This is a genomic window from Oceanobacillus arenosus (assembly GCF_003369575.1).
GTDB lineage: Bacteria > Bacillota > Bacilli > Bacillales > Amphibacillaceae > Oceanobacillus > Oceanobacillus arenosus.
Map to the genome: position 1 here is coordinate 49,643 of NZ_PIOC01000003.1, position 12,300 is coordinate 61,942.

The window sequence follows — 12,300 nt, forward strand, 5'->3', positions numbered from 1 at the left end:
TGTGAGATTAGCAAAAGCCAAATTAAATTAATTACCTACTTGTAGGTTTTCGTTTGCAAGGTCTAGATAAAACTCGTAAGCCTCTTTACTAGTTAATCCTTCATGAACGACTTTATTTATTGCTTGGATCATTTCTTCAGGATGCTCGGATTGGAAGATGTTTCTTCCCATGTCTACTCCAGCTGCTCCGCCTTGAATCGCATTATAAGCTAATGTTAGTGCATCTTTCTCAGGCACTTTTTTGCCACCTGCAACGACTAACGGAACTGGACATGCTGATACGACCTTTTCGAAATCATCGCAGTAGTAAGTTTTTACAATTTGGGCGCCAAACTCTGCTAGCATTCTAGTTGCCAGCAGGAAGAATCTCGTTGTGCGTTCCATTTCCTTTCCAACTGCTACAACCCCCATCGTTGGAATCGAATATCTCGATCCTAAATTGACCGCTTTATTCAATGCTTCTATCGTTTCCTTTTGACCATCTGAACCGATAAAGGTTTGAATCGCAATCGCACTGGCATTCATTTTAATTGCTTCTTCGATATCTATAACCATCGATTCGTGACTTAAATCATCTTGTAAAATACTGGAACCCGACGAGGCTCTTAGTGCGATTGATTTATTATAATTCGCTGGAACACTGGTCCTAATTGCTCCCCTTGTTGCCATTAAACAATCGGCATATTGCGCTAGTCTGGGAATTAATAAATCAATCCTCTCTAATCCAGAAGTAGGTCCCATAAAATACCCATGATCAAATGCCAGCATCACGGTTTTCCCCGTTTCCGGCCTAAAAATTCGCGATAGACGATCCTTCATTCCCCAATCTAGATTTGCTGCTCCTCTTACATGAAAATCTCCTGTATTAGCAAAAGCTACATCTTCAGCAAATTGCTTTGCATTCTTATTCCCCTCAATATCTGCCATTTCTTAATCTCTCCCCCAAACATGTAATGATATTTTTCAGGCAATTAAACGTTGCCCAATGCTAAAAATCAAAATCACCTGTATTTTCCTTCGTGAAGACGATTCTTTCTGGCAGGACGATTATTCCAGAATCATCTGCTTCATAATCGTAGCCCTGTACTGTATTTGGCTCAACTGTAATTTCCCCGATTGTTGGAACATCGAGTCTATCCCCAACTTTTAATGTATTCCCCTGCGCTAAATAATAGGCAATGTATACGGCAAGTGCCCCTTGTTCCTGCACATCCCAAAGTCCATGATTGAGAATGGTTCCATTTTCAATGAATCCTCTCATTGAATTTGGTGATGCAAAGCCAGTAATAATAAGGTCCTCTGCAGTTAATCCTTTATTTTCCGCTGCTTGGGCCATTGCAGGCAATGCCGTTGAATCCGGGGCAATTACTGCGTCAAGATCTGGATAGGAGTCAATTATACTTTCACCAATTTGCAATGACTTTTGCTCATTTCCATCGCCAAATTGTTTTGTTACAATCTCCCATTTAGGATAGTTCTCTTTAATGTAAGTTTCTGCATAATCAACCCATGAATTCTGGTCAGGAACGGTTGGACTTGAATAGAACCAGGCAACTTGGTTCTCACCATCAGGATCATCCATTTGTTCTGCTGCCATATCTACAAGCATTGTTCCAAGTATTTCAGGTGTACCTTGATTGATATAAAATGACCGGTATTTTGGATCAACATCAGAATCCCAAGTAACAACTTTAATACCCGCATCTATAGCCTTCTGCAAAGCTTGATTTAAACCATCGGCGGATACAGATGAGATTGCAATTGCATCCGCACCACTGCTGACTGCACTATTGATAATTTGTACTTGATTTGCAACTGTTCCCTCTGGTGCACCATCATATTTCACTGTAAATCCTTCTTCTTCGGCCATTTTTTGAGCACCATTATTCCCTGATTCAAAGAAGGCATTACCAGTCATTTTAGGGATAAATACTACCTCAATATCACTTGGATCCTTCGCCCCATCCGCAGACCCATCCTTATCATTCGAGTTGCATGCAGCCAATACGAAACAAAGCATTACAGCTCCAACTAGCAATAATAATAATCTTGATTTACTCATGTTATTTTTCACTCCTTCATATTTTCAAACCGAGTAATTTCTTCATATTATCTTTTGCACTAGATGAAATACTTAACAAAGCTACAGATATAATAAGAAGCAACCCTGTTGCCAAGCCAATATACTGCGTTGAAATCCCTCCCATTTGCATTCCTACTTGAAGAAATCCGACAATTATACTAGCGAGAGCTGTTCCTATAATCCCCCCCTTCCCACCAGTGATGAGTGTACCGCCAAGAACAACAACGGTTAATATTGACATTAAATATTCAGAACCAAACTCTGCTCTTGCACTGCCTAAATAAGAAGTAAGCATTGTCCCTGCTATTCCGGCACTTAATCCAGATAGGACATACGTACTGGCAATAACTTTCTTCGTATTGATTCCCGCATAATCCGCTGCGTCTTGGTTAATGCCAGTTAAAAAGATATAGCGACCATATTTTGTTAGATGCAATAACACATAGGCGATGATAAATAGGGTAGCAAATAATAGGATCGAGCTCGGTATTCCTAAAACAGTGCTGTAAGCTATCATACTAAAGCTTTCTGGAAATCCGGAAATTCCTTCATAAGCACTGACGCCAGATATCCCTATCAGCACAATTGCTATCCCGCTATACAGCAGTAAGCCACCCAATGTAACTACCATTGCCTGCACACGTCCATAAGCGATTAATATCCCATTAAGCAAGCCACATAGCCCTGCCGCTAAAATAGCGAGAATTATCGCAACCCATATATTCATGCCAGCTACTTGAGAGAGAATGCCTATCACTACAGACGTTAATCCGATAATCGATCCTCCTGAAATATCGATCCCACCAGTGATCATGACAAAGGTTACAAAAAAACCAATAATCGCAATTCCAATAAAGTCATTGAAGCTGTTTAACAGTATTGAGATATTCCAAAACCGCGGATTGATTAGGCCAAATATGATGATCTCCAGTATTAGCACTAAAATTAAACCGAGATTCCATTTTGGTATTTTACTTAGCATGTGCATGATTGACTGACACCTCCTCCTTGAGCACCCTTGCTTTCAACCTCTCCTTTTTAATATGTTTATCCGCTCTCCGAGAAAGGACCGCATCAGTTACAACAATCATAATTAATAGCAATCCAGAAATTGCATCATTCCAAAAAGCAGGTATCTTCATATAGATAAGGGCGGAGTTAATGGAAATCATAATTACTGCACCGATTGTTGCACCAATGACAGTTCCGACACCGCCGCTCAGTGATACGCCGCCTAGAACTGCCGCAGCAATAACCGTCATTTCTATTCCCAAACCTGCATTGGTTGAAATAAATCCGATTTGACTGGCAAATATCAAGCCAGCTAGCGCCGCACAAACACCTGAGGCAATAAAAGAATAGATTACATACCGCTGTACAGGAACCCCTAACAAAATAGCGCCATCGATATTGTCACCGATCGCTGAAAAATACCTGCCCTTCCTGCTTCTCGTTAGAAATAGATGAATGGCAGTTATTCCAGCAAGTACAATGATCAGCAAAACATTGATGCCCAAAACATTCATTTGTGATAATTGCTTAAATCCTGCCGGCAGATTTTCCACCCATTGCCCATTCGTATAAATAACGTGAATGACTCTCGTAATTTCAAGCATTCCCAGTGTCATAATAAAAGACGAAATTTTTAACTTTGTAACTCCAAGTCCATTAATCAGTCCAATAGCAGCCCCGATAAATATGGCAGCTAATATAGAAACAAAAATACTTCCGCCGTTTTTTAATATAAGTCCACATACTGCTGCACTAAGACCTAATGTGCCGCCAACTGAAATATCAATATTCCCAGTTAAAAGAACAATCGTTAGTCCGACTACCAGTACAATAAATAGCAAACTGCTTTTTAATGTGTTTTGGATGCTGCCGATTGTTAAGAAATCTGTATTTATGAAACCTACGATTATGAAAATTACTGCTAAAAAGATTAAGGTTCTAAATTCTCTCTTCTTTGCTAGATTCTTATATATCGACATATGATTCACTTCCTTCATATGTTCCAAATGCCGCCTTCATTACATTGGCAGTATTAATATCTTCAAAACCTAGATACGCATTACAAGTTCCCCGGTAAATACCGTAAATCCGATCACTAATCCTCGCTATTTCTTCTAAATCAGATGAAATCAATAAAATGGAAAAACCGATCTCTTTTAACTGATTGATAATCGCATAAATATCATTCCTTGCTGCAGCATCAATCCCCCTTGTAGGCTCATCCATAATAATTAAGTGCGGATTAATAGAAAGAATCCTTGAAATGACTACCTTTTGCTGGTTCCCGCCTGATAAGGACTTCATTTCCTGATGATGATCCGTAACCTTAATGTTTAATCTATCAATATATTTATCTGCGATCTCTTTTTCATAATTGTTATTAATGAAAAATCCTTTTCTTTTCACAACCTGGACCGTAACATTATTTCTCACAGAACTTATTGGAAAAATACCATGTAAAAATCTATCTTCTGGTATATAGGAAAGACCATTATCAACAATTTCATTAATATCAAGTTTCGTTATATCTTTTTCACCTAGAATAATTCTGCCATTTTGACATCTCGTTATCCCATAAATCGCTTCGGCAATCTCTGTTCTTCCAGCACCTACAAGACCTGCAAGCCCAACTACTTCCCCTTGGTAAATCTTAAAGCTTATATCCCTAAAACCATCGCCACTGATATTCTCAACAGTTAATACAGGTGGTTTATCCATATGACCGGTATATTTTTTCTCAAATATATCCTGATGCTTTGTCTCACTTCCTGTTGGTAAAAGTCCATCAATCAGCATATCTTTTGTAAAATCTCTAATATTTCCTTTCAGGGTTATTTTCCCATCACGTAAAATAACGGTATGGGTGGAAATTTCAAATACCTCATCCAAACGATGGGTGATATAAAGGATACCTACGCCTGAATCCCTTAGTTTTTTTATGACCTCAAACAGTGATTTAGTTTCGGAAAAAGTTAATGCAGAGGTAGGTTCATCTAAAATCAGTACCTTTGCATTTCTAAGAAGTCCCTTAATAATTTCTAATTGCTGCTGTTCAGCAATTGTTAAGCTGGACGCTAATCGCTTTAAATCTATTCCCCAGCCTAATGTCTTATATAATTTTCTTGTTTCCTCTCTAATTTCATATTTTGATTTATTAAAGCCAAACGTAATATTTTGTTCAACCGTCATATTTGGAAATAATAAAGGTTCTTGTGGTACAAGATAAATCCCTTTTTCATGCGCGATCGCAGGATGATAATTTTCAATTTTCTCGCCAGCAATTTCCATCTCGCCATGGTCCGCTTGGTACACTCCTGTTAGAATCTTCATCAATGTACTTTTGCCAGCACCATTTCCCCCAATAATTGAGATGACCTCATGCTTATTAAGCTTCAATGAAACACCGTTCAGTACATCATTTTTATGAAAGCTTTTATAAATTCCTTCTAAAGTAATCAGGTTATTTGTCTCATCCAAATTTCTCCCCCCTTATAATACTTTAGTATTACGAAAGCGTATTCTATTTTTAGTAATTATATGATTCTCTAATACATATTATTAATCATGTATCAAATTATTATTATTTTTCTCGTTACAAATGTGGGCTAATTGATGGAAGCTTAGAAAAGAGAGTTGCCAAAACAGCTAAACAACAGTAGTTCCAAAGATTCATATCGTAAATTTTCAGGTTATAAATCTTACTATCTGCGAATAACATTTGTTGCAGCAGGAATAATTTGTTACAAAACTTGGGTCCAATCTTTTTCTTTAATAAAGAGAGCGAGTGATGAATATGACCTATGAAAAAGATATTACAGTAAAAGTGGCATGGAAGTACTATCATGAGGGACTAACCCAAACAGATATAGCGAAAGCATTAAACCTTTCACGCATGAAAGTCATTAAGTACTTGGAATTTGCCCGGAGTAATAATATCATTCAATTTAAAATTGATTTGGAACAAATTTCAGAGAAGGATTTACAGGCTAAGCTAATTAAAAAATATAATTTAGACGACATCTATATCGTTCCTTCAGCAAATGAGGATTCAGTGGATAGTATTACGATTGCTGCTGCACAGTATATTGAAGATCGAATTACGAGCGACACAATGATCAATGTAGGTTATGGTGAGGCAGTTTCACGAACGCTTGGGCGCTTGCATATCTCGACAAAATACAAAGTTACGTTCGTATCCTTATCTGGCGGAGTGAAATTCTATATGCCGACCGCTATCGATCAATCATCTGATTATTATACGAATCCGAATTACAATCATTACATTTTGCCCTCTCCTTTAATGGTTTCAACAGATAGCCTTCGTTCTAATTTAATTCATGAAAAGCCGATTAAAGATATTTTGGAAATGATTCCATACTCCAATCTCACAGTAATAGGTATTGGCGCTTTAAATGAAAAAGCAACTCTAGTTAAGGAGGGGCTTGTCAGTTTAAGAGAGATGGAGATTTTCAAATCATATGGTGCTGTCGGTGATCTATTAAGCCAATTTTACGATATTAATGGAAGTGTCCTCGATTTGAAATTACATAATAGAATTGTCAGTACAGAGATTCCATTATTAAAAACATTAAATAATGTTGTTGCTGTTGCAGGTGGCATCGATAAAAAGGAAGCTATCATCGGTGCATTAAAAGGAGGGTACATCAATATCTTAATTACGGATGAGAATGTTGCCCGCAGTTTACTAGAATAAAGTAATAGATTAATAAATGAAGGGATGGGTTATTATTGCAAACGCACTTAATGGCAATCGATGCTGGAACAGGAAGTGCTCGAGTAATTTTATTTGATACGGATGGTAATGAAAGCTATGTTTCACAATCCGAATGGATGCATAAAGAAGACTCTAGATACCCTGGTTCGATGGATTTTGATATTCATACCAATTTTAATATTATAGTTGATCTAATAAAAGAAACAATTACCAAAAGCAAGGTTGATCCGAACAGCATTGCTGCAATCTCAACTACCAGTATGCGAGAAGCAATTGTATTGTATGACGAAAATGGCAAGGAATTATGGGCTTGCGCAAACGTAGATTCAAGATCCGATAATGAAGTTATTAATCTTAATCAATCACATCCTGCCCTTGAGGAAGAAGTATATCGAGTTTCCGGTCAAACATTTTCATTAGCTGCAATCCCAAGAATTATTTGGGTAAAAAATAATCTTCCAAACACGTATAAAGAGATTAAATATGTAACGATGTTGAATGATTGGATCACCTATCGTTTAACGAATATTATTTCTGTCGAGCCGTCAAATGGCTGTACAACCGGTCTCTTTAATATTCAAAATCGAAATTGGGATTTCAGTCTAGCAAATAAAGTTGGAATAAAAGAAGGTATCTATCCAATTGTACATGAAAGCGGCACTGTCATTGGAAATGTCACGGAAGAAATTGCAGCATTAACGGGATTAAGTACTGATACAAAGGTTGTTGCAGGCGGTGGGGATGCCCAGCTTGGATGTATTGGACTGGGGGTGATTAATGAAGGCGATGCAGCTGTTCTCGGAGGATCCTTCTGGCAATATGAATATACAACAGCGAACGTTAAGTTGGATGAAGGCTCCCGAGTAAGGGTTAATTGTCACGCTGTACCAGATACATGGCAATATGAAGCAATCGCCTTTTTCCCAGGTTTAGTAATGAGATGGTTTCGAGATAGCTTTTGTGAACTAGAAAGATATATTCAGGAAAGAACAAATATTAGCATTTACAGTCAAATGGAAAAAAGAGCAGCAAAAGTCCCTGTTGGCAGTCATGGTATGGTTGCAACGTTTTCTGATAAAATGAACTACATTTCCTGGAAACATGCGGCGCCAAGCTTTATTAACTTTAAATTAGATTCCGAAAAATTTAATAAGGCAACATTTTATCGGGCAATAATGGAAAATGCCGCCTTTGTTACAAAAGGAAATATTGATTTAGTAAGCGATATTACCAATACTTCTCCAGATACCATTATTTTTGCTGGCGGAGCTTCAAATAGTGATTTATGGTGCCAAATCATTGCTGATGTACTAAATAAAACCGTAAAGGTCCCAGTCGTCAAAGAATCCACTGCGTTAGGCGCAGCAATTTGCGCAGGCATTGGTGCCAAGGTTTACGCTAGCTTTGAGGATGCTATTTCTAAAGTTGTTACGTTCGAAAAGCAATATAAGCCAATCAAGGAAAATAATTTAATTTATAACCGCCTATATGAAAAGTGGGAGAAAGTATATAAAAATCAGCTCGATTTAGCTGATAAAGGTCTTACAGAGCATATGTGGCGTGCACCAGGGCTATAGCATATCAAGGGGGAGTGTTAAATATGACCATTATTAACGAAAATGATAAAGAATACAGATTCGGTGACAGCGGACCAAAATATTTACAAAAAGGTCCAAGAATGAATTTCGGTATTGTCGTATTAAAACCAGGGCAAGATTTTAATGCACATTTCCATAATATTATGGAAGAAAACTTCTATATAATGGAAGGAGAACTCGAAATTCATATCGGCGAAGAAATTTTCCATTGCAAAAAAGGTGATTTTATTCACGTTGAACCAAAAAAAGTCCACTACTTAATTAATAGAGGCGATACTGACTTTAAGGCAGCATTCATGTTATCACCTTACAAGGAAAATGATAAGGTTGAGGTGGAGTATAGGCCATATGGGGATTAAGCTGGGGCGGAAATTTCATGGATTGAATTTTTTATGTTGTTGGGATTTCTCACATGAACCTGTTTTAGCAGAGGATCGATTAAAGAGTCAGATTGGCAAATATACCTAAGTATGCTTTAGAACTTACACACTTTTTGACAAACTCCTTTTTCTGCATCATCTTTATTTTCTAACCAGATTAAACAGGGCTTCTCCACCTGAATAGAAGCCCTGTTTAATTTAAATTCAATGAGAACCTGGTACCATATCAATTTCATGTTTGGCTGCATGATTATCCAGTATTTTTTTCTTACATAGCTTAAATGATTATACATCTGCTTAAATGATTCATATGGATCTCTTTTTTTCAATGCTTCATAAATAGCTACGTGATGCTCAACTGTAATATCTGGTTCCCGGTAAGGGATCAAGCTATCCGTTCTTTCATGTGAGACCAAAAGGGAGTCAATCATCCCTTCAACAACTGGATTATTTGCGCTTTGTGCTATTAATCTATGGAATTCTTTATCAATCGAACCATATTCGCTATTTGGATTTTCTCTAATTCGATCAATAGTTTCTTTTAATTTTTCCAATTGTGCATCCGATATCTCTTCTGCCGCCATCGTCACAAGTCCTAACTCTAAAATCATACGCGCTTCAATGATAGCAGGAACATTGTTAATCGATAAAGCAAGCATTACTTTAAATGGACTACTACCAACGCGGTCGTTTACGAAAGTACCCCCTCGAGGTCTTCTAGTGATTATTCCCAATGATTCTAATGAACTAAGTGCCTCACGTAAAACGGGTCTACTTACATCTAACTGTTCCATTAAAGTCATTTCTGCAGGCAGTTTATCTCCAGGGTTCAGTTGTCCACTCATTAATAACTGAACAATTTGTTCTAACACTATATAGTAAATTATCAACAATAATGATATCCTTTGCATTTACAGATAACAACAGGACTATTTACCCGTCCTATCCTCTTGCAGTAATTGGGAATTTATTACTTGATTGAAAAAAGTGACTAGGCACCTATAACAAATTCCCTGCTTTTTTAGTAAGCCAATTTCTCCATGTTTCATTTTTTTACAAAAAGGTTATAGATAACTAAGAACAATGGATAAATATAAACCAACGAATATAGGAGGAATAAATGAATGGAAAATGTATATGTAGTTGAAAATGGTGTACAGGCGAAAGCAAAAATTGAACAATTAGCTGCACTTGGATATACGAAAGATGATATCTATCTTATTGCGCATGACAAAAAGCGTATGGATGACTTATCAGATGAGTTACATGTTAATGAGGTCGGTATTGAAGAAGAAGGTCTTTTTGATAAAATAGCGAATGTCTTCCGTAAACGAGGGGACGAGCTTCGTTCACAGTTCGAAAATCTTGGACTGACTCAGGCTGAAGCTGAGAAATATGAAGAAGAGCTTGATAACGGCCGTGTTGTGGTGATTGGGAAGAAATAGGTGTATGGATTGTAATATAAACTGTGAAAGTAGAGAGCGTACAACTCTTACTTCACAGTTTTTTTCTATGTTTAACTGAACGACATCCAAAAGATTATGATTAAAATCGGAATTTCAGTAACAAAAAATAACAATATATTTTACGTCACAATAAAGTAGTTGTCAATAGTAAATTTGAAATTTTTTCAAAAAAATGTTACAATATTACTACAGATATTTATTAAATCGTATTCCAAATACATTTGGTATCTTTTTGCAGATAGAATATGGATACGGTTTTTTTATCGTTTTATCAGATCAAAGGAACTGATGAAATTGGAAGTCAATGTAACGTGAACTTCAAATGCTGAAGGTCGCCTGTGAAGGGCATCACCTAGATAGGAGATAAGACGCTGTGAAGACTTCAGCTTTAAACTATTAGAGATCTTACCTTGAAATGCAAATGACTGGAGAAACAAAGACTCAAATAGAGTGAACAAGTTAAAGTATTACAGGGAGGACAGGAAAAATGAATCTAATCGATAAAAAGGTAACACACAAGCGCTTTGGTAACGGAAGAGTAGTAAAATATAATGACTCTTTCATAGAAATACATTTCGCAACGGAAAATAAAAAGTTTGTTTTCCCCGATGCATTCGGAGAACACCTAAAGCTGCATGATAAAAGTGCTGCCAATTCACTCGACGAAGTTATACAAAAAATGGAATTAGTACGCAAGAAGGAAGAACAGAAAAAAGAAGAAGAAATAACCCTACAACGTAAAGAACAGCAACGTCACTTGGAATATGAAAAACTAATGAAAAATCATAAACTTCATCCCAAATCACAAATAGTAGTTTGGTGTGACGAAGAAGAACAGAACAGTTTTTTTACAGAGTGGAAGGTTTTTACAGGCGCAATAAAAAGTGGTAATAACAAAGGAAAACCAAAAATTCCTAGCCGCGTGCACCAAAATAGTGCTTGCCTTTTAACCGCAAGAGATTCCAGCATGCCTGAAAAAGACAGACGTATCTTAGGTGTTTATATGGTGAATGAAGATTTTATCGGTAAATTTTGTGAAGATGGATACATTCCTGCTCATTCAGAATACAGACTAAAACTTACTGAACAAGAATCTGATAGGTTTCCTTTTTGGAAATATTATGTTAATGAAAAAACTCCTCATCAAATGACTTGGAATACTGGTAAACACCGTTATTTTGATAATGCGTGGATGGCTCAAATTTTGCTTGATATTGTTTCTTTGAAAAGTGACACACAGGAACAAGAACTGGCACAGAAATTTTTTGAACATTTTTGTAAAATGAATCAAATCCAGGAAGAAGCGTTAGCAAAGCCTAATGGCGCATTAATGCGTATTTAGTCCTCATGGTACGTGGGGACAGGCACCTTGGTCCACCAATAACGTAATCAATAGTGCTTTAAAAAAAACAAATAGATACTAAAATTTGTGTAGAGCTTGTTATATCAATAAACAGCTAGCATATTCGATCCCTACTATCCCCTTCAATATCGGGTCGATGTGACTGATATATAGCTTTATTTTCTTCTAATATTTGAGGCAATTATCAGGTGTTGTTTCAAGTGGTTGACCTGTCCACTACCCTATAATGCGGGAATTACTTAGCACTATGCTAGCACTGACTTTATTCAAGGGTGTGCGAAACGGACTAAAGTATAATAAAAATGACAGCGTGCTATTACACCCTTTCTATGCAATTACATGCTGCATTAAGAGCGGCTAACCTTTCATAGTTTACTTAGCAAAAAGTAACCTATCCTAAACTTTGACAGAGTGGAGGAAGGTTACTTTTTTCATGCTTGCTCCCCGCAAAATACCGTTATATTTGGAAATACGCCGATATTTTATGGAAACACGCTGATATTCGACAAACCCACATGCATTCAACCGAGCTGTCTCATCGCTTATTTCCCATTTTTCCCTATTGCTCCGATATTTCAACTGAGACATTTTACTCCCCCTTAAAATACCTCTATAATTAATGTAGGTACGATCGTTTAAAATGGACGAGCTAAAGAAAGGTGA

The 12,300-nt window shown here is 36.9% G+C and carries 10 protein-coding genes and 1 pseudogene; 5 read left to right on the top strand and 6 right to left on the bottom strand.

What is annotated here, in order from left to right; genetic code table 11:
* Window positions 1-27: 27 nt before the first annotated feature.
* The 5 genes from lsrF to CWR48_RS02665 form a co-directional block, all read right to left on the bottom strand.
* The gene (gene lsrF, locus CWR48_RS02645; protein ID WP_115771497.1) at window positions 28-927 is read right to left on the bottom strand and encodes a 3-hydroxy-5-phosphonooxypentane-2,4-dione thiolase; all 900 of its coding nucleotides are present in this window, start codon (window positions 925-927) and stop codon (window positions 28-30) included.
* 61 nt (window positions 928-988) lie between these two features.
* Complete coding sequence (lsrB, locus tag CWR48_RS02650; RefSeq protein ID WP_115771498.1) at window positions 989-2,062, bottom strand: autoinducer 2 ABC transporter substrate-binding protein LsrB; 1,074 nt, start codon at window positions 2,060-2,062, stop codon at window positions 989-991.
* A 16-nt stretch (window positions 2,063-2,078) separates the two neighbouring features.
* Window positions 2,079-3,071, bottom strand: coding sequence for an ABC transporter permease (locus CWR48_RS02655; RefSeq protein ID WP_115771499.1), 993 nt, complete (start codon window positions 3,069-3,071; stop codon window positions 2,079-2,081).
* Complete coding sequence (locus CWR48_RS02660) at window positions 3,055-4,074, bottom strand: ABC transporter permease (protein WP_115771500.1); 1,020 nt, start codon at window positions 4,072-4,074, stop codon at window positions 3,055-3,057. The genes CWR48_RS02655 and CWR48_RS02660 overlap by 17 nt, the downstream gene beginning before the upstream one ends.
* Window positions 4,061-5,572 (bottom strand): sugar ABC transporter ATP-binding protein, encoded by a 1,512-nt coding sequence (locus tag CWR48_RS02665; protein WP_211316679.1) that lies wholly within the window; start codon window positions 5,570-5,572, stop codon window positions 4,061-4,063. The genes CWR48_RS02660 and CWR48_RS02665 overlap by 14 nt, the downstream gene beginning before the upstream one ends.
* A 310-nt stretch (window positions 5,573-5,882) precedes the next feature.
* Between CWR48_RS02665 and CWR48_RS02670 the strand changes: the two genes are divergently transcribed.
* Genes CWR48_RS02670 through CWR48_RS02680 form a run of 3 tightly spaced genes read left to right on the top strand, consistent with a single transcriptional unit; the run spans window position 5,883 to window position 8,787 of the window.
* Window positions 5,883-6,809 carry a sugar-binding transcriptional regulator gene (locus CWR48_RS02670; protein WP_115771501.1) on the top strand — a complete coding sequence of 309 codons (927 nt, stop codon included), beginning with the start codon at window positions 5,883-5,885 and terminating at the stop codon, window positions 6,807-6,809.
* 50 nt (window positions 6,810-6,859) lie between these two features.
* Window positions 6,860-8,407: an autoinducer-2 kinase gene (gene lsrK / locus CWR48_RS02675; protein WP_115771661.1), complete on the top strand. Its 1,548-nt coding sequence runs from the start codon at window positions 6,860-6,862 to the stop codon at window positions 8,405-8,407.
* 23 nt (window positions 8,408-8,430) lie between these two features.
* Complete coding sequence (locus CWR48_RS02680; protein WP_115771502.1) at window positions 8,431-8,787, top strand: cupin domain-containing protein; 357 nt, start codon at window positions 8,431-8,433, stop codon at window positions 8,785-8,787.
* Between the two features lie 281 nt (window positions 8,788-9,068).
* On the opposite strand, the pseudogene CWR48_RS02685 reads toward CWR48_RS02680, so the two are convergent.
* Window positions 9,069-9,719 (bottom strand): annotated as a pseudogene (locus tag CWR48_RS02685) (FadR/GntR family transcriptional regulator); the annotation flags it as partial.
* Window positions 9,720-9,932: 213 nt separating this feature from the next.
* Between CWR48_RS02685 and CWR48_RS02690 the strand changes: the two are divergent.
* Together CWR48_RS02690 and CWR48_RS02695 are read left to right on the top strand one after the other, a co-directional pair.
* Window positions 9,933-10,253, top strand: coding sequence for a YflT domain-containing protein (locus CWR48_RS02690; RefSeq protein ID WP_115771504.1), 321 nt, complete (start codon window positions 9,933-9,935; stop codon window positions 10,251-10,253).
* Window positions 10,254-10,761: 508 nt separating this feature from the next.
* On the top strand, window positions 10,762-11,616 hold the full coding sequence (locus tag CWR48_RS02695) for a malate synthase (RefSeq protein ID WP_115771505.1): 855 nt from the start codon (window positions 10,762-10,764) through the stop codon (window positions 11,614-11,616).
* The last annotated feature ends 684 nt before the right edge of the window (window positions 11,617-12,300 follow it).